This window comes from Paenibacillus sp. NPDC058174, assembly GCF_042883865.1.
Lineage (GTDB): Bacteria > Bacillota > Bacilli > Paenibacillales > Paenibacillaceae > Pristimantibacillus.
Genome location: NZ_JBHVUY010000002.1, coordinates 25,111 through 44,702 on the forward strand (window position 1 = coordinate 25,111; position 19,592 = coordinate 44,702).

The 19,592-nt window shown below is 46.6% G+C and carries 14 protein-coding genes; all 14 read left to right on the forward strand.

Annotated features, from left to right (window positions below):
• Nucleotides 1-879: 879 nt before the first annotated feature.
• The 14 genes from ppc (at nucleotide 880) to ACFVVF_RS11910 (ending at nucleotide 19,584) form a co-directional block, all read left to right on the forward strand.
• Nucleotides 880-3,687: a phosphoenolpyruvate carboxylase gene (ppc, locus tag ACFVVF_RS11845; protein WP_387809154.1), complete on the forward strand. Its 2,808-nt coding sequence runs from the start codon at nucleotides 880-882 to the stop codon at nucleotides 3,685-3,687.
• Between the two features lie 175 nt (nucleotides 3,688-3,862).
• Nucleotides 3,863-4,909 carry a hypothetical protein gene (locus tag ACFVVF_RS11850; RefSeq protein WP_387809156.1) on the forward strand — a complete coding sequence of 349 codons (1,047 nt, stop codon included), beginning with the start codon at nucleotides 3,863-3,865 and terminating at the stop codon, nucleotides 4,907-4,909.
• 141 nt (nucleotides 4,910-5,050) lie between these two features.
• Nucleotides 5,051-6,205, forward strand: coding sequence for a S1C family serine protease (locus ACFVVF_RS11855; protein WP_387809159.1), 1,155 nt, complete (start codon nucleotides 5,051-5,053; stop codon nucleotides 6,203-6,205).
• A gap of 293 nt (nucleotides 6,206-6,498) precedes the next feature.
• The gene (locus ACFVVF_RS11860) at nucleotides 6,499-6,645 is read left to right on the forward strand and encodes a hypothetical protein (RefSeq protein ID WP_387809162.1); all 147 of its coding nucleotides are present in this window, start codon (nucleotides 6,499-6,501) and stop codon (nucleotides 6,643-6,645) included.
• A 2-nt stretch (nucleotides 6,646-6,647) separates the two neighbouring features.
• Nucleotides 6,648-7,214, forward strand: coding sequence for an RNA polymerase sigma factor SigW (gene sigW, locus ACFVVF_RS11865; RefSeq protein ID WP_188888006.1), 567 nt, complete (start codon nucleotides 6,648-6,650; stop codon nucleotides 7,212-7,214).
• Between the two features lie 56 nt (nucleotides 7,215-7,270).
• Complete coding sequence (locus tag ACFVVF_RS11870) at nucleotides 7,271-7,966, forward strand: zf-HC2 domain-containing protein (protein WP_387809165.1); 696 nt, start codon at nucleotides 7,271-7,273, stop codon at nucleotides 7,964-7,966.
• 188 nt (nucleotides 7,967-8,154) lie between these two features.
• Nucleotides 8,155-8,994 (forward strand): diadenylate cyclase CdaA, encoded by an 840-nt coding sequence (gene cdaA, locus ACFVVF_RS11875; RefSeq protein WP_387809168.1) that lies wholly within the window; start codon nucleotides 8,155-8,157, stop codon nucleotides 8,992-8,994.
• A complete protein-coding gene (locus ACFVVF_RS11880) occupies nucleotides 8,987-10,435 on the forward strand; it encodes a CdaR family protein (RefSeq protein WP_387809171.1) in 1,449 nt (482 codons plus the stop codon). The genes cdaA and ACFVVF_RS11880 overlap by 8 nt, the downstream gene beginning before the upstream one ends.
• A 101-nt stretch (nucleotides 10,436-10,536) precedes the next feature.
• Nucleotides 10,537-11,877, forward strand: a complete 1,341-nt coding sequence (gene glmM / locus ACFVVF_RS11885) for a phosphoglucosamine mutase (protein WP_387809174.1) — start codon at nucleotides 10,537-10,539, stop codon at nucleotides 11,875-11,877.
• Between the two features lie 461 nt (nucleotides 11,878-12,338).
• The gene (locus ACFVVF_RS11890; protein WP_387809177.1) at nucleotides 12,339-12,464 is read left to right on the forward strand and encodes a hypothetical protein; all 126 of its coding nucleotides are present in this window, start codon (nucleotides 12,339-12,341) and stop codon (nucleotides 12,462-12,464) included.
• Between the two features lie 29 nt (nucleotides 12,465-12,493).
• Nucleotides 12,494-14,326: a glutamine--fructose-6-phosphate transaminase (isomerizing) gene (gene glmS / locus ACFVVF_RS11895; RefSeq protein ID WP_387809180.1), complete on the forward strand. Its 1,833-nt coding sequence runs from the start codon at nucleotides 12,494-12,496 to the stop codon at nucleotides 14,324-14,326.
• A 223-nt stretch (nucleotides 14,327-14,549) separates the two neighbouring features.
• Nucleotides 14,550-15,911, forward strand: coding sequence for a hypothetical protein (locus ACFVVF_RS11900; RefSeq protein ID WP_387809183.1), 1,362 nt, complete (start codon nucleotides 14,550-14,552; stop codon nucleotides 15,909-15,911).
• A 1,268-nt stretch (nucleotides 15,912-17,179) separates the two neighbouring features.
• The gene (locus tag ACFVVF_RS11905; RefSeq protein ID WP_387809186.1) at nucleotides 17,180-18,880 is read left to right on the forward strand and encodes a hypothetical protein; all 1,701 of its coding nucleotides are present in this window, start codon (nucleotides 17,180-17,182) and stop codon (nucleotides 18,878-18,880) included.
• A complete protein-coding gene (locus ACFVVF_RS11910; protein WP_387809189.1) occupies nucleotides 18,865-19,584 on the forward strand; it encodes a hypothetical protein in 720 nt (239 codons plus the stop codon). The genes ACFVVF_RS11905 and ACFVVF_RS11910 overlap by 16 nt, the downstream gene beginning before the upstream one ends.
• The last annotated feature ends 8 nt before the right edge of the window (nucleotides 19,585-19,592 follow it).

Consider the following 19,592-nt stretch of genomic DNA (forward strand, 5'->3'; position numbering starts at 1 on the left):
CTCCACTAATAATGGGAAAATGAAAAAATGAAGCCATAAAGGCAGCGTGTCATACGCTTTCTTCATGGCTTCGTTCATTGAGCCGAGGGGAAGAGCATGAGGGCCGTACTGGTAAGACCTTGCGAGGGACTTAACTCACAAGCAGTTGGCACTTTCTCTGCCGATAAGACCTCGCCAAGGTCTTATTCATTAATAATCAGCCAACTTTCTGAGGGTTTTCTTGCCTCAAATGAGAGATAAGACCCTGCGGGGGTCTTAATTCATATGTAGCTGGCATTCTCTGCACCGATAAGACCTTATCAGGGTCTTAACTCATTCTGCCAGGGGATTATTAGCATATGAGCAACAGCATGCTTAGCGCACTAATCACATTTGTGATTCAATGCCAGATATTTTGGTTAAATGTTTGCATGTAAGCGAGATTACTCAACAGAATTCGGCCGAGTTAGTGTCACGGACAGCTAATAACTGCAGCTGAAGAGTATCGCCATAGCGATATACATCATACAGGAGCAGTTTTTTTGCATTAGATAGCCAATCCATTAAGTTCCAATAATTGCAATGAAGGCAAGCAGGTAGAACCATTTGCCGGGACTCATGATTCGTTCTTGAGCGGTAAGCACCATAACAAGTTTTTCAGTGATAACAGTTGTTCTGGCTCAGTTTTCAGGCTGTTCATCACGATTCAATTCCTTCATTTCGGATCGATATCCTTATTCTAAATGGAGCATAAAATGGTATTTGCCTGCCAGAAAGGGACTTCGATATCGCTCGGAGGCTTATTTTTGCTTGTCGACAGGGCTTCAACCCTGCAACATTTTGTAGTATGATGAAATGAGTTGAAATCGCGTCTAAGACGACGCCCACAGGAGGAAAAGTATGTCGGAACAAGCTACATCAACGTTATCGGCCAACCGGCCGCAGGCGAATAACCTGCTGCGCAGGGATGTCCGTTTCCTAGGCAATATACTCGGAGAAGTGCTCGTGCATCAAGGTGGACGCGAGCTGCTGGATATCGTCGAACAAATTCGCGAGACGAGCAAATCGCTTCGTGCAGAGTTCGTTCCTGAGCTGTTTGGGGAATTCAAATCGAAGATCGCTTCCCTTAATCCGGAAATTCGTCATCAAGTCATTCGTGCATTCGCTATTTATTTCCAACTGGTAAATATTGCTGAACAGAACCACCGTATCCGCCGCAAGCGTGATTACGAGCGTTCGGCAGGCGAAGGCGTGCAGCGCGGCTCCATCGAAAGCGCTGTCCAAGACTTGAAAGAGCGCGGAATCGCGGTTGAAGATGTTCAGCAAATTTTGAGCGGCATTTCGCTCGAACTGGTTATGACCGCCCACCCGACGGAAGCAACACGCCGGGCCGTCCTTGATATCCACAAACGGATAGCCGAAGACGTGATGGAGCTTGACAACCCGACTCTGACTTACCGCGAACGCGAGAAGCTTCGGGACAAGCTGCTGAATGAAGTGCTCATTTTGTGGCAGACTGACGAGCTTCGGGACCGCAAGCCTACCGTTATTGATGAAGTACGCAACGGCCTGTACTACTTCGACGAGACGCTCTTCGAAGCGCTGCCTGCCGTCTACGAAGAGCTGGAGCGCTGCTTGGAGAAATACTATCCGGGCGAGAATTGGCATGTGCCAAGCTACCTGCGTTTTGGCTCCTGGATCGGCGGAGACCGCGACGGCAACCCGTCCGTAACGGCCAAGATCACTTGGGAAACGCTGACGCTTAACCGCCAATTGGCTTTGCAGAAATATGAGGAAAAGATCAATGAACTGGTTGATCAGCTCAGCTTCAGCACGAATATCGTCGAAGTGTCGGAAGAGCTTATTGAATCGATCAAGCAAGATCGTCAATTAATCGATGTGAAATGCGTCGAATTGTGGCGCAATGCGAAGGAGCCTTACCGCATCAAGCTGGGCTTTATGCTGGAGAAGCTGGCTAACGCCCGCGACGAGGCGCTGAAAGGCTCGCCGATGCGCTACAACAATGCTGACGAGCTGCTGGCGGACCTGCGCATTATCGACCGCAGCCTGCGTCACCATTTTGCAGACCATGTTGCAGACACGCAAATTGGCAAGCTGGTGCGCCAGGTCGAGCTGTTCGGCTTCCATCTGCTGCAGCTGGACATCCGCCAGCACAGCCAAGAGCATGAGAATGCGATGAGCGAAATTTTGGCGAAAATGAACATTGTTTCGAACTATGGCCAATTGTCCGAGGATGAGAAAATCGAGCTGCTTCATAAGCTGCTCAATGATCCGCGTCCGCTGACATCCAGCCATTTGGACTATACAGAATCCACACGCGAATGTCTCGATGTGTATCATACTGTCTATCGTGCGCAGCAAGAGTTCGGCGTAGACTGTATCTCAAGCTACCTGATCAGTATGACACAGGGCGCAAGCGACATGCTGGAAGTTATGGTATTCGCGAAGGAAGTCGGCTTGTTCGTCAAAGATGTCGACGGTACGGTTCGCTGCACGCTGCAGTCGGTTCCACTGTTCGAGACCATCGACGATCTTCATGCCGCTCCTGGCATCATGAAGCAGTTGTTCGAGCTGCCAATCTATCGTCAAGCGGTAGAGGCACGCGGCAATCTGCATGAAATTATGCTGGGCTACTCCGACTCCAACAAAGACGGCGGAGTAGTAACGGCGAACTGGGAGCTTCGCGTTGCGCTGAACGAAATTACAGCGGCAGCGGGCGAGCATGGCGTGAAGCTGAAGTTCTTCCATGGACGCGGCGGAGCACTCGGTCGCGGCGGCATGCCGCTTAACCGCAGCATTCTGGCACAGCCTCCGCACACCATTGGCGGCGGCATCAAAATCACCGAGCAAGGCGAAGTGCTGTCCTCGCGTTATTCGATGCAGGGCATCGCTTACCGCAGCTTGGAGCAAGCGACATGGGCGCTTATTACAGCTGCACGCCTGGCGAAATATCCGCAGCAGCAAGAGCAAGAAATTGTAGCGGAATGGAATGACATTGCGCGCTCCATCTCGGAGACGGCGCTTACGAAATATCAGGATTTGATTTTCCGCGATCCGGGCTTTATGACGTTCTTCAAAGAGTCGACGCCGCTTCCGGAAGTGGGCGAGCTGAACATCGGCTCCCGTCCGTCGAAACGGAAAAACAGCGACCGCTTCGAAGATCTCCGTGCAATCCCTTGGGTATTTGCATGGACGCAAAGCCGCTACTTGCTGCCGGCTTGGTACGCGGCGGGTACAGCGCTGCAAAGCTATGCAGGCGATGACGAGAAGAAGATGGATACGCTCAAGACGATGTATGAGCAATTCCCGTTCTTCCGCTCCCTGATCGACAATTTGCAAATGGCGCTGGCCAAAGCAGATTTGCTGATCGCCAAAGAATATGCAGACATGATCTCCGATCAAGAGATTCGCGACCGGATCTTCACGCAAATCGAAGAAGAGTATAAGCTCACTTCCGATTTGATTCTGCAAATTACAGGTCAAGAAGAGATTCTGGACAATGTACCGGTTATCCAGGAGTCGATTCGTCTCCGCAACCCGTACGTCGATCCGCTCAGCTATATGCAAGTACAGCTGCTGTCCGAGCTTCGCGCGATTCGCGAGCAGGATGAAGATGCACCTGAGCTGCTCCGCGAGGTGCTTCTCACGATCAACGGAATTGCAGCCGGCCTGAGAAATACGGGCTAATAGGCTAATATACAGAAGAAACCGAGCGAGGCGAAAGCCCTGCTCGGTTTTTTTGTGCATGCAGGAAATCTGTCGTTGAAAATCCATAAAAGGAACGGTTTTACAGTTCTTCGCCATTATATACTGGTAACAAAGCAAATAAACTGCTCATTATCGGTTTAGGGAGGTTTTAGCTATGGTCTCACCCTCGAAGCTGTCCCGTTCTACGTATTGGTTCATTGGAGCTGCACTGCTTATTTTAAGCGTCGACAGCGCGGTTGTGCTCACGATGAAGGAGGAACCGTTCCTTGCTTATGCGATTCTGTTTGACTTCATGCTCGTCATTCCGCTTCTTTACTGGCTGCTTGTTATCCGAAGGACTGGACGTAAGCTGAAGGCGGTGTTGCCGCTTCCTGTGCTAGGAGGACTAGCAGCATGGTTCATACTGCCTTCGTCGATGAAAGGCGCCGTGTGGCAAACGATTTGGCCGATCGAGCTGCTCGTCCTAACAGCAGAGGCTGCGATCATATTTTATGAAGTGCGATTAATTGTTCGCGTCGTGAAGAGGTTCAGGCAGATCAGGCGGACGGAAGCTAATACAGGAGAGGCTATTCGGGTTGCGGTACAGGAGGTATTGGGGAGCGGGAAGCTAGCCTCGGTTCTCGTACATGATGCAAGCATGATTTACTACTTGCTCTTCTCTTGGGGCGCACGCAAGCGGATGCTTCTGCAGACAGAGGAAGACAGCTATTCCTTCACTTATCATAAAGAAACGAATCAAGTGCTCATGGCTGCGTTCGCGACGAAAATCATCATCATGGAGTCCGTCGTCGTTCATTTGCTGCTGGCCATGTGGTCGCCTCTAGCAGCATGGATTGTGACGTTCTCTGAAATCTGGCTGCTTATGCTGCTGTGGGCTGATACGCGCGCGGCTGTGCTTCAGCCGATTCGAATGGACGGGAAGGGCATTAGGCTGCGTTACGGCATGCGTTTGCAAGGCGATTTGCAGTGGAGCGATATTTCTTCTATCGACTGGTCTAAGACAGGGTATGAGCTGGACAAAGCGGAGCTCAAACGTTCTGCCGGGCCGATGTTAGGCACGCCTAATGTGAAGCTCGAATTGCACCGGGAGAAGCGGGTTGAAGGATTTTTGTTTCTGCCTAAGCAGACTCGCATCATCTATTTAAAGGTGGATGAACCGCAGAAGCTGGTTGATCAAGCGCGTGCCTACGCAGCACAGTAGCCGCTTGTCCAAGGTTTTATTTATTTTTATAGTCCTCTTAAGTTTGCTTTAAGGTGCAGCCTTCATTATGAAGACATCAAAGCAAACGACAACGACGAAGCGGCGAGATCAAGCCGTATGAATCGAAGGAGGGCATCATCTATGAATTCATTCAACGACAAGGAAACAACGCAATCAGGTGATCAAGTCAAAGAGGCAGCCACTTACACATATGGTCCTAACCAAACGGCAATGGACATGAAGTCGAATTACGAGAGACAATTGGAGCTGCTCCAAGCCAGCGGATATTTACCGGAGGAGCCTGGTGACGGAGATCATGGTTCTAAGCATGGCGGCAAGCGTAAACGGAAGGGCTCGCCAACGGCGATGCTGGCTGCCTTTCTGGTAGGAGCTGTCGTCATTGGCGGGTTCATGTATACAGCGGACCGCAACAACTTGTTTACTGGCGGTACCGAGACCGCATCCGTCACGAATGTGGCTGATAAGGGCAATTCAGGTGCAGGAGTGAAAACGGCGTCTGCTTCGGTGGATCAGACGATCTCCAGCATTTACGCTAAGGCATCTCCGGCCGTTGTGAAAATAGAAAACTATGCAGCGCCGAAGCAGCCTTCAGGCAGAGGTGATGGGGGCTGGCCGTTTGGCGGCGGCATCTTCGGACAAGACGAAGGACAAGGCCTGAACCCGCAAGGGAATCAGGGGCAGCAAGGACAGCAGGGGCAAGGGCAATCGCAAGGGAGCAATACATCCAATCTTCAGCTGACTGGATCGGGGACAGGCTTTATTTTCGACAAAGCGGGCTATATTCTTACGAATGAGCACGTCGTATCAGACGCGGATCAAGTGAAGGTTACTGTGGAAGGGCATGACGAGCCGTTTATTGCGACCGTTGTTGGCGCTGATAAAAATCATGACCTGGCGGTGCTGAAAATCGAGGGCGCAGGCGATCTGACGACCTTGCCAATCGGCAATTCCGACGAAAGCGCCATCGGCGACTGGGTTATTGCAATCGGCAACCCGTACGGCTTCGATCATACGATGACGGTTGGCGTATTGAGCGCTAAGGAACGTCCTATCACGATAGCCGACGAAACCGGCAACCATGTGTACGAGCATTTGCTGCAGACGGACGCATCCATTAATCCCGGCAATTCCGGCGGACCGCTGCTGAATGCCAAAGGCGAAGTGATCGGCATTAACACAGCCGTCAATTCGGAGGCACAAGGTATCGGCTTCGCGATCCCGACCAGCACAATTAAGGATGTCCTCAAGACCATTATGGGGAACAGCATTTTATAAGCAGTTGAGTAGTGAATATGCTGAAAATCATACGCTAAAAGCGGCCGGTACCCGGGGAAATTGCCCCGGAGCCGGTCTTTTTCCGTTGCTGCCGGATATAGCGGATTCCGTTACTGATTCCTTTGCCATCGCGGGGCAAAAACTATATAATTAATTCCGGTACTTTTCATGTAATAGTATTGCTTTTTCGGTTTATGTGGATTACGATTTTGCTAGCGTATTACGATCTCAAATAGATGTCGAATTATGTTTTATAGGTTTGTGAAAGCGGCAGCCGGACGGTCTGCTGCTGAATGGAGCCGCAGGGCTGGAACACAGATAACGCTTGCTTGGACAAGCTAAGCTCTGGAAGTCTATACAATCGTCAATGTGACGATATTGTCGCCACCATCCGGGTGATGCGGCAGCAATCCGTTCAAACGGAAGGTTTGGAGGAGTAATAGTGAATCTACTGGAAGCTCGTCTCGCCCGATTAGCGTTAAAGGGCGATCAGCGGGCGTTTGCTGAGCTTGTGGAGCTGTATCAAGATAAATTGTTCCATATGGCTTATCGCATGCTGAATAACCGCCAGGAGGCGGAGGACGTCGTACAGGAAACGTTTCTGCGCGTCCACAAAAATTTAGAACGCTATGATGAATCATTGAAATTCTCAACCTGGATCTACCGAATTGCAACAAACTTGTGTATCGACCGGCTGCGGAAGCGCAAGCCGACGTACTCGCTGGATGCAGAGTCTAATGATCACGAGGGGCTGGACGGCTACTCGATGATTCCAAGCGACAACAGGACGCCAGAGTCGGAAATGCTGCTCTCTGAGACGCAGCGGATTATTCATGAGGCCATCGATTCACTAGCGCCGAAGTACAAGACGGTCATGATGCTGCGCTATATTCAGGAGCTGTCTCTGCAGGAGATTAGCGATGTGCTGGATATGCCGGTTACGACGATCAAAACGCGGGTTCACCGCGGCAGGGATTTTCTGCGGAAAAAATTAGAGCATAAGCTGTAATAGTAATCTTTATAAAAAAGTGAAACATCCTGTTCGACGCAACGTATCGTACTTATGTGGAGAGCTTATGCGCGAGCAAACGAAAGAAAGGACTGGCTGCTATGGAATGCAATGTCGCCATCGTTGGCATGCATGATTATTTAGACGGCGATCTGCCGCGCGAGGAAGCGCAGCAACTACAGGCACATTTACGCTCATGTCCTTCGTGTATGGCCCGCTTTGAACAGCTGGAGCGAACCGAGGCGTTATTGTATAACGCGCTGGAGCACACGCCGGCGATTCCTGCCTATGATGGTACCGCTTCTGCGAAGCTGACGGAACGAATCATGTCACAGCTGCCGCAAGAGAAGGCGCCGCGGCAGAATCGACGCGGAGCCTTGCGCTACCTGTATAAATATCCGGGTCTCGCTGTAGCAGCCCTATTCGTAGTGGTGATGCTCGGCAGCTTCATCTCGATGTGGCAGCAGGATTCCAAGCTGGTCATATCGGGCGAAGGCGAAGTGCTTCAGCAGGTCGTAATTGAAGGCAAGAAAGTGACTATACCTGAAGGTGTTCATGTGAAAGGCAATTTGATCGTTGAGAATGGAGAGGCCGATGTAAGAGGCGAAGTGGAAGGCAACGTAACCGTCATCGACGGCTCGCTTAACCTGGCTTCGACAGGCTACATTACCGGTCAACAGCGGACGATCGACCAAGCGCTGGATTGGTTCTGGTTCAAAGTAACACAATCGTTCAGCGGATTGGCTTCTTAATGTCAACTGCCTCCCTTGAAGGAGGCAGTTATTTTTTTCTTGCGAAAAAAGGATTTCCAAGCCCAATTCTAGAAAATAATAAGGTTGTTAGGTTTCGCATTGATTTTAGAAGACAGCATACAAGGCGAAACTGATATAGCCTATATAATAAAAAAAATAGTAGCTGTCGGTTGTTTGGGGGTTTTATATTGAGCTACTTTACTGATTTGAACTGGAATGATTGGGTTAAAGACGTTATCGATGTAGGTATTGTCAGCTATATTATTTATAAAATGATTTTGCTCGTACGGGGAACGAGAGCCGTACAGCTGCTGAAAGGGATATTCGTCCTCGTCGCGACTTGGGCAATCAGCACTTGGCTGAATCTATACACGCTGAAATGGCTGATGAATCAGATGTTTACGTTCGGTGTCGTCTCTGTGCTTATTATTTTTCAGCCGGAGCTGCGGCGCGTGCTGGAGCAGCTGGGACGGGGCAAGCTGTTTGCCCGTACGTCCTCGCTGGAGAAGGATGTCGTCAGCGATCAGATCGAGGGCGTAATGCGGGCCGTGCAGACGATGGCGAGCCGTAAGGTTGGCGCACTGATCGTGTTCGAGCGGATGACGGGCGTCAATGAGCTGATTGAATCCGGCATTCAAATGGAATCACGGATTACGTCGGAGCTGTTGATTAATATTTTCACACCAAACACACCTCTTCATGATGGAGCTGTTATAATACGAGGCAATCAGATTATGGCGGCCGGCTGTTATTTGCCGCTGTCGGAGAATCCGTTCATCAGCAAGGAGCTTGGCACGCGCCACCGGGCAGCAATCGGGGTGAGCGAGGTAAGCGACGCTGTTGCGGTTATCGTGTCGGAGGAAACCGGACAAGTCTCCCTGGCATTAAATGGTATGATCGTGCGCGATATTAAGGAAGAATCGCTGATCTCCAAGCTGTACGAGGAACTGACGCCGAAAGAGACGGGCAAGGAGCAGTCGGTCTTCTCCTCCTTCCTGAAGCGGAAAGGGGGTCGCAGCGATGGATAAGTGGCTGAGCCATCCGACGGCGCTGAAGGTGCTGTCGGTCATTATTGCGCTGCTGCTGTGGGCAGTCGTCCATTTCGATCCGGAGAAGACGCCTGCTACGGTGACGTCCAATCTGGATACGAAGGCCTATGAGGCGCAGTCTGTTATTCCGGTTGGACTGGATGAGGAGCATTATGCCCTAGTGAAACTGGAGCCGACGGTTGTCCGCGTCGTTGTCGAAGGACGCCGGGCCAATCTGCTCGGCTTGAAAGATGAGAACATCGTACTTAATGTCGATTTAAGCGGCATCAAGGAAGGCGAGCATGTGCTGCCGCTGACCTATAAATTGCCGAAGGGCATCGAGCTTGTCGAGATGTCGCCGACGACGGTGACGGTTGAGCTAGTCGAGATTCAGACGAAGGCCTTTGATCTTGGTGTGAAAATCGAAGGCACGCCTGCGAATGGTTATATAACGGGTACGCCTAACTTTGTGACGACGGGCGGCGGTCAGGTCAAGGTCACGCTTCCGAAGGAAGAGATGGCGCTTGTCGGAGCTGTCAGCACGAGCGTCAGCGTTGAGGGTGCGGAGAAGACGGTCGAGGAGAAGAAGTCGAAGATCGTCGTCTATGATACGGAAGGTCATCCGATGGAACATGCCGTTATTAATCCTTCTACGGTTGCGGTCACGGTGCCGATAACGCCGCCGTTCAAGATGCTGCCGCTGCAGCTCAGCTACACCGGCTCGCTGCCTGACGGACTTAGCGTTTCGGCGGTTAAGCCTGAGATGGATAAAGTAGCCGTCTACGGCGACCAGAAGCTGCTTGATTCCCTGCAGTTCTACAAAGGGGTAACGCTGGATCTGTCGAAGATCAAGGGCACAGGAACCTATAAGGCGAAAGTCACCGCAACCGACGGTGTAAAAATGGTAGAGCCGAACGAGATCAACGTCGAGGTAACGATCGTTGATTCGGAGACAAGAACCTTGAGTCGCAATATTCAGCTGGAAGGATTGGCTGATGGACTTGAAGCGACTGTAACGGCTGAGTCGGAGGGCGCATTTGCCTTTGATGTGCTGGGAGCGCCTAATGTGCTCGACGCGCTGAAGACGGATGATATCCGGCTGAGCGCTGATCTGAGCGGATTAGCGCCGGGTACGCATTCTGTGGAGCTGAAGGCAGTCCTGCCTCGCTTTGTTCAGCTTGCCGGCGGGGCACTCACGGTAACGATAGAAATTAAAGATAAATCGGTAAGTACGGGAACGGACCCGACGGGAGAGCCGGGTACCCCGACTGGACCGCCGACGGAAACGCCGGACGGACAAGGCACTCCACCGCCTGAAGAGACTGCCAATTCAGGGAATTCAGGCGGCGGAGGGAATTCGAATACGCCGGAGGATGACGGCCACGGAGGGCCAGGCAATGGCAACGGAAGCAGCAACAGCCCGGCCAATAATGGCGTGTAATTGTACGCTTTCGAACACTTGCTTTGACGCGCGGCATGTTCATCCATTACGATAGATGACAATATACTTGCTTACATTCGAACAGAAGGAGAACGACAATTATGGGGAAATATTTTGGAACTGACGGTGTGCGCGGAGTGGCAAACTCCGAGCTTACACCTGAATTAGCTTATAAAATCGGCCGCTGCGGCGGTTATGTGCTTACTGGAAAGGCGGATAAGCCTAAGGTTGTAATCGGGCTGGATACACGGATTTCGGGTCCGATGCTGGAATCTGCTCTTATCGCAGGCTTGTTGTCGATTGGTGCGAGCGTCGTAAGACTGGGCGTAGTGTCGACTCCGGCAGTGGCTTACATTACACGCGAATTGAAGGCGGACGCAGGTGTTATGATTTCCGCTTCGCATAATCCGGTGCAGGATAACGGCATTAAATTTTTTGGCGGCGACGGCTTTAAGCTGTCGGATGAAACGGAGCTTGCAATTGAGCAGCTGATCGACGCAGAGACCGATGAACTGCCGCGTCCAGTGGGCGGCGATATTGGCTCGGTATTCACTGATGAGGATGCGAAATACCGTTATTTGAGCTACCTGAAGACGACGATTAAGGGCGAATTTGCCGGGCTGAAAATCGTGCTCGACTGCGCAAACGGCTCTGCTTACGAGCTTGCGCCGAAAGTTTTCGAGGAGCTTGGCGCTACGATTATTACCGTTGGCGCAGAGCCAGACGGACGCAATATTAATGCGGGCGTTGGTTCGACGCATCCGGAATATTTGCGTGAGCAAGTGCTGGCGCATGGCGCCGATCTGGGCTTGTCCTTCGACGGCGATGCGGACCGTCTGATCGCGATTGACGATCTGGGCGAGGAAGTGGACGGCGATTACATTCTTGCGATTTGCGGCGATGCGCTGAAGCGGGCAGGCAAGCTGAACGGCGAGACCGTTGTAACGACGGTTATGGCCAACATCGGCTTCTTCAAAGCGACAGAGCGTATCGGTCTGAAAACGGCGCAAACGGCCGTAGGCGACCGTTACGTCATGGAAGAAATGCGCCGCGGCGGATTCAACCTGGGCGGCGAGCAGTCCGGCCACGTTATTTTCCTCGATCATAATACGACAGGCGACGGCATTCTGACTGCCTTGCAGCTCGTGGACACACTTGTTGCGTCGGGCCGCAAGCTGAGTGAGCTGAAGACGCTCATGAGCAAGTATCCGCAGGTGCTCATTAACGTTCGCGTGGCGGATAAGAGCCTTTATGCAGGCAATGAGGCGATTGCAGCCGCTGTGGAATCGGTGGAAGCGGAGCTCGGCGACAACGGCCGCGTACTCGTTCGTCCATCCGGTACCGAGTCGCTGATCCGCGTTATGGCTGAGGGTCCGGATAAGGACCAGATCGAAGGCTATGTTGCGCGTATCGTTGACGTTGTGAAGCAGCAGCTCGGTTAAATATTAACGGGCATAATGGAGTGTAGGATGCCGCCGCCTTGCCGGGTGCAGGGCGGCTTTTTTACAGGTCCGGGGAGTGCTTGAAGACTACGCAAAACGGACTGCAGCCCTGTTTTGCCACACTAAGTCTAAAGTATAGGTTGCGAAATGAGTCGAAAATGAATATGATAGAACATATCATTCCAGCAGGAAAGCGAGGACAGGGGTTACAACTTGTAAGATAAGCGCCAGAGCTTGCGTGATGAGACGGTTCGGCTCTTGAGGATTCGGTTGATGATTCGAGAGAGGACGTCCATACGGGAAGCTGACGAGGTGAAGGTGTTCGAAATTTCGGCGGGGACCTTCCGGTTATTGCAGACCAACCGAAAGCCGACAAGCAAAAGAATTGGGCGACCGATTCCACAAACTTGCGGCAGGCTGCTCCATAGTTTTTATTTGAGGAAGACAACATTAGCTCCCGTATGTCTACGATGCCGCTTGCGAAGCGGGCATGGGCAGAAGGGTTGCGCATTGCAGATGCAGACTTGCATAATAATGACAACCGAATAGCGCTTGTGCTGCGCATAAGCTGGCATCCGTACGGGTAATCATACCGATAACGGAGGTCTATATAATTATGTGTGGTATTGTTGGATATATTGGTAAACGTGACTCTCAGGATATTTTGATCGAAGGACTTAAGAAGCTGGAGTACCGTGGTTACGATTCTGCGGGCATTGCTGTATTTACGAGCAACGGTCTGGAAATTTCCAAGTCGAAAGGCCGTTTGGCTAATCTGGAGGATAAACTCCGCACGGTGCCGCTGGCCGGTTCAGTAGGCATCGGTCACACACGCTGGGCGACACATGGCAAGCCGTCCGACGTGAACTCTCACCCGCATACCGACAATTCGGCGAAATTCTCGGTCGTGCACAATGGCATTGTCGAGAACTACCTGGACTTGAAGGATGAGTTGATTGCGAAAGGCCATCATTTCGTATCGGAGACGGATACGGAAGTTATTTCCCATCTGGTTGCGGATGAGTATGACGGCAACATCGTAGAAGCGGTACAACGTGCGGTCAAACGGATGCGCGGCGCTTACGCGCTGGGCGTTCTGACTGAATTCGAACCAGAGAAGCTGGTTGCGGTTCGTTTTGCAAGCCCGCTCGTTATCGGGATCGGGGAAGGCGAGAACTTCATTGGCTCGGACATTCCAGCCATTCTGGAGCATACTCGTAACGTCTATATTTTGAACGACGGTGAAATGGCTGTATTGACACGTGATGCTGTCGAATTGATGACGACCGAAGGCGAATTTATTTCCAAGGAAATATATCATGTCGATTGGGACCTCGTCACAGCGGAGAAAGCCGGATTTGATCATTTTATGCTGAAGGAAATTTATGAGCAGCCTAAAGCTTACCGCGATACAATGCTGGGCCGCATTGCGGACGACGGCAAATCCGTTAACTTGAAAGAGCTGTCGATGACAGCAGATTACATCAAGTCGATCAACAAAGTGCATATCGTCGCTTGCGGTACCGCATCCCATGCCGGTATGGTCGGCAAGACGGTTATCGAATCGCTGGCTCGCATTCCGGTTGAGACGGATGTCGCTTCCGAATATCGTTACCGTTCGCCAATCATTACGCCAGAAACGCTCGTTATCGTTGTGAGCCAATCGGGCGAAACAGCCGATACACTTGCTGCGCTGCGCGAAGCAAAACGTAATGGCGCTCGCGTACTCGCGATTACGAACGTAGTCGGCAGCTCCGTTGCCCGCGAAGCGGATGATGTGATCGTAACTTGGGCGGGTCCTGAAATCGCCGTTGCTTCGACAAAAGCATACACGTCGCAGCTGATCGCGTTCTACCTGTTCGGCCTGCACCTGGCAGGAACACTGGGTACGAAGCCAGAGAGCGAGATTGAAGCAATCATCACGGCGATGCATGACTTGCCGGAGCAAGTAGAAAGCATTCTGGAGCAATCGGCTGTACTGAAGCAAGTAGCGGAGTCGATCTCCTCGCATAAAAACCTGTTCTTCATCGGCCGTGGTGTCGACTATGCAGTCGCACAAGAAGGCTCGCTGAAGCTCAAAGAAATCTCGTACATTCACTCCGAAGCTTACGCAGCAGGCGAGCTGAAGCACGGCACGCTGGCGCTGATCGAGGATGGCATCCCAGTCATCGCACTCGTGACGCAAGAAGAGCTGTACGAGAAAACGCTGAGTAACATCAAAGAGGTTAAAGCACGCGGCGCTCACGTTCTGGGTATCGTGAACGAAGGCGCTCAGAAGGAAGTGGGCAAATCCGTAGATGAGCTGTTCGCGATTCCGCGGACGCTGCCTCTGCTGACGCCGGCCCTGTCGGTCGTGCCGCTGCAGCTCCTGAGCTACTACGCCTCGCTCGCGCTCGGCCATGACGTTGATAAGCCAAGGAACTTGGCGAAGAGCGTTACGGTGGAGTAGTGGACATTAAAACTGGAAACTCTTATTGTCAAAAGAAAATAAGGTATTAGACTGAGGAAATAAAGTATTAGACTGGATGAGACGGATATACTGCTATTAGGAGCTATTCTACTGTCTACAGAATCGACAACAAGAATAACAATATGATTTAAATTAGGGGCTGCGTTAGCAGCCCTTTATTATTTGGTTATTCATTTCCTGAATTACAGAGGAGGAGTAGAATTTGAAACTACAAGTAGAACTGTGGGCCGAAAGAACAAATGCTTTTGAATATATTAGTCAAGATTTATTTAAAGAAGCGATATCGTGCTACAAAATTGGCGCGTTTCGATCAGCATTTTTGATGTCTTATCTCACTTTAATGCAGACCATTCGACAGCGAGTATTGAATTTCACGATAAAACCAGAACACGTTGAGGAACGGAAATGGAGTAATTTCAGGACAACTTTATCTGGTGATAGAAATTGGGAAGAAGCGGTTGCCAACATTATTATGATGAATAAACCGAAATTTAATAAAGATAGTAACACCTATGAAACTGATCGTAGAATTATCAAATTAGCTAATCATGATGAGGTGATTGATGAATTTATAAATTGGAGAAACAAAAGAAATCAGTGTGCACATGCCAAATCTGGAACAATAAACGGTGCAACGGTAGAATGCTTCTGGAATTTCATTCAGGATAACCTGTTTAAATTCCATGTAAATGGAGGTTTAGAGTACTACAAGGAATCTTTATTTAAATCTTTTAGAGATCAGTATGAAAGTGTAAATATCACTTTTATAGATCACCTGAATGCACTTCCTACAGCGGAGCTAGATAAAACAGATTTAATGGAATTATGGGAGTACTTGGAGAAAAGAATTGATGGATTACAAAGATTGAAGATTGAGAGTTCAGCTATGTTTTGGTCAGAAATTTTATTTCATAGGGATGAAGTCATAAAAAATAGTTTCATTGATTTTGTTAAAAGTGATCCCGTTAGATTTATTCGGTTCTACAACATAGTCCCAGATGTATTATCATTCATAATGCAACAATCGGGTGCACACTTGTTTAAAAAGGACATCCTACATGAATGGATTGAAAAGAAGTTTCATTATGTTGAGGAAAGGTCGTTTTGGAAATTAGTTACTGAAATTATTGAGAAATATACTCCTAAAGAAGATTTACTTGATTTCTTCAAATATATCAACCCATTTGGTGCACGTATTCTACCTAATGAACATGAAACAGCGATTCTTAAGAAAAATCTGTTCTTCGAATCTATGGAACAAGAACTCTGCTCACAACTTACATATATCTACGAAGATGTACCGTTACAACTAAGAGATATAGACAAGACAAACTATTTACTAGGGAATATAACACTAAATCCAAAGATAGTAAGACATCTCAATAGTTATATGGATAAATTAGGATCTTATCATTATCCAATGACTAATGAATTATATTACTCATTGAAACGGTTCATACAAGACAATAAAGACTTTTCGATTAGGCTAAAGAGTATGGCTACTGATAGTCAAATTAGCCTATGTCAGACTTTAGTGTATATTACATCGATAGAATCAGAATAAAACAAGAAATGAGTAAGAAATTTTAAATTGTTTACGGGACTAATGAAGGTACTACTGTACAGTAGATATTTCGAACAATATCATCATTTGTCCAATTATGCTGCTTTTTTAATCATTCTGTTCTAAAAATGTGGGAGAAGTAGTAAAAGGGAAAAAGTCAAGTTAATAATATTGATTATACTTATTCGGGTGATTGTAGGGTATTAATCGATAAGATACAAGATGAGCAGATTGATCTTGTAGTTACCTCCCACTTTATTTGAATTCTAGAGATTATACAGATTCACACAGTTTAGAATTGTGGGTGTTATGTTATATCACTAGTTATGACATGCATAGCGACTTGCGTGGAAATACAATGCGATCACATGTACAAGTTAATTGGGGTGAAATTGCAAAGCCCCAAAGTTTGATTCTAAAAGAGGCGTTAGATGAAAATAAGGTTCCTTGAAAATCAATATTTGAATAAATATATATCTAAACGCGACAGTCTAGGATATTATTTTCTAGTCCTGGGCTGTCGCTGTTTCAATTTCTAAGGTCAGTCTAAAACTTTTTTTTGAAGTCTGAAGGTATTACAACCGAATCCGCGTGGAATAAACACCCAGTCTAATGTTTTATTTTCTTCTTACACTTATTATCCCATGAAAATAAGTTTTAGATTGAAAATTATAGAATTAGACTAAAAAATATTAGACTGAAGGGGCAATTACATTATTTGGAGTTGTAATAAATGGGGTTCAGACTGCGATGGATACATAAATTAATTTCCCATTCAGGCCCATTTTTATAGTATAAATTTGACCATTTAAGTCATTAGCCCTAAAATATTCGTATACCAACTATTTGCAGCCTATAAAGCCTTTTTCGGAATGAGACATTTTGGGTAATCAATTACTATGAATAGTCAGTAGGTATCAACGTTGGAATTTATTTGTCCCACTAGCTCCTCGATTTGTATGGGTATACTTTCAAAGTTTTGTTCTTACGGGAATTAGGTTCGGGGATACATCGATTCTAATATATTCACGAAAATTATTTCTAATGACTCGACTCCTGCATGATTTCACGGATACTATTGTTGCTAGGTTGAAGTTCATGAAATCCGATCAAATTCCATTACTTTTCCTACTCTCCAAATATCTTGGCCGTAGTATCTATACGATATAATACTATTTATAAAATGAGCCATTGTATCTATTCAAACAATAAAAATGTTAAATAATGTAAGATGAAGGAAATATAATTAGAAAAACTGAGGTGCGATCTTGAGTCTACAAACAAAAAGTTGTGGTCATAATGTATTGCATTTAATATACCCACTGAAAGATAGAAAGCTCAATTGTAATTTATCGAAAGACTGGTGGGAGCAGTTAGAGTTCTCAATTCCAACTAAGGATAAAGAGAAGCAATTTTTTTTCCCGGAAACCATTAACTACTCGAAGGTTGACCTAGTTGAGAATATAGACGTAGTAAAGTACTTTCATCCTAATTTTCAAAATTTCGTTTTTGCTGAGAGTAGTAACGAAAAGAGAATGAAGGTATATAGGCTGAAAAAGCACAACCCATATCGAAAGTTTTATGTTATTAACCCAAATAATTCTACCGATAACACTATAGCTGGTTTATTTCCGGTAGAATGGTTGTCAACTGAAATTTATCAATTTAATAGGTCAAGTTTTCTAGTCGTGAGATTAAGCTTATTGGAAAACATAAAAGTATCATTCCAAACGTATATTAATGGAATGGTGAATTTTAATACTGTAAAAGAGCTAAGGGCACAAACAAAAGATGAATTTCATACTGTTGCAGATTGGATGACATTCGTTAATGGAATAAGAATCAATTACCCTAAGTTTAAAAATCAATCATTGTTTAAAATTATTACTGAGTCATTAAATGAATCTAGAAAAGAATATAGTTTCTTCCAACTACTAAAGGAGCAAATGGATGAATGGTGTAATGAGCAGTTTATAATTTCAAGTGTAATAAATTTTGAAAACCATACTAACTTTAAACGGGATTATTCGCTAGTCGAACCTATGGCATTTGTTCATGGTTTTGTAACTGGACAAGAACATGAGGGAGTTGAACCAATAGACTATTGGAGTCTCAACGAAAGGTATCAAATAATGTGTATTGATAAAGATGATGGTGACAGTGGTGGAACTGAAAAGTTTAGAAAAGAGTTTTGTAATAAGCACTCCTATAACAGATGGGAAAACTATGGTTCATTTTCTACGACTGTTGATTATGGTGCAATGACAATGATGGTTACTAAAGATTTGATCTATAAGGGAGAAGAAAAAAAATCATTCATCTTAGATACATTATATCAGCATCACTGTAAGCATTACTTGATACTGATTTTACTACAAATTTATTATCGGGAAGAACTATTCCAAATTGCAGGACTTTATGCAGAAATTAATATGCTAGAAAAAAAAGAAAGTCAAAATTTGGCAAAAAAAGTGGTTTCTCAATATTATGATATGAGTCAGTATTTTTTATTTGATAGATTGACTAATGAAATCCAAGGAAGAGAATTATGGGATTTTTATGGCGACTTGTTAGGTACAAAAAAGCTATATCAATCTGTAAGAGATGACATGAGGGAACTAAACCAAAGACTCATTGAATTTGGTAATGAAAATCAAACTAGAAAGGTTACAGTTTTAACGATCTTTGCAGGTCTAACTGGAATGTTGGGAATGAATCGCATAATCTCAGAATCAGATATTGAAAGTGGTTGGTTAGGGTTTGTAAGTTCTACAGAATTTTCAGATCTTATCCGTTGGTTCACGGTAATGCTTATATTCTGCTTAATAATTTATACTTTTACAATGGTTGTTCAATTATTTAGAATTCCAAAAAAAGCATTTTTTTTAGTTGCTATACTTGTACTTGGTGCGATGTTTTATTTTTCAGACCACAATTATTGGAGGGAGTACATATGGAGTTTGTTTTAAATACTATAACCCCAATAGAAAAGCCCAAGAAAAAAATGATTGTTGAACGATTAACAAATGACAAGTTTTTATTTGATATTGAAAATAGATTTGTCAAGTATACAGTACCAACTACGGATTTGGTTCTATACATGGATGACAGTAATAACTGGTATTTATCAAAAACTTTCAACGCAAAAAATCTAACTGAGATAAAATATGCACGACAGGCTTACAAACCAAGTTATATTACAAGCGAAGATAAATTCCCACTCATCTCCTACATGATGGAAAACGGACTGAACCCATCTGAGCAAGGGTACGATAAGGCATTTGCTCATCTAGGAGTTTTTACAAACGACATTCTTGCTTTGTCTGAACGTTTTCAAAGTCAATGTGCAAATATAGATGGCGAAGATGATCCACAAGTCGTTCATTCTCTTCATTTTCTCTCTACATTTTATAATAATTTAGAAACGCGATTTATTACTGGTTGGGAAACAAATTCTTTCTCAACAATTACAGAAAATGAGTATTATTATAAAAATATTCATTTACGTACCACAGCTGAAATTTACCTATTGTTCTTTGTTTATTTAATAAATTATAAAATATTACCAAGTAATCAAATGCTTCCAAAGTTACTGGGTAATTTATGGAGATCCGGAATGGTGGATACTACGTTTAATGCTCTACTGCATAGAATCGAAAAAATAAATAAGTAGGGGTGGAT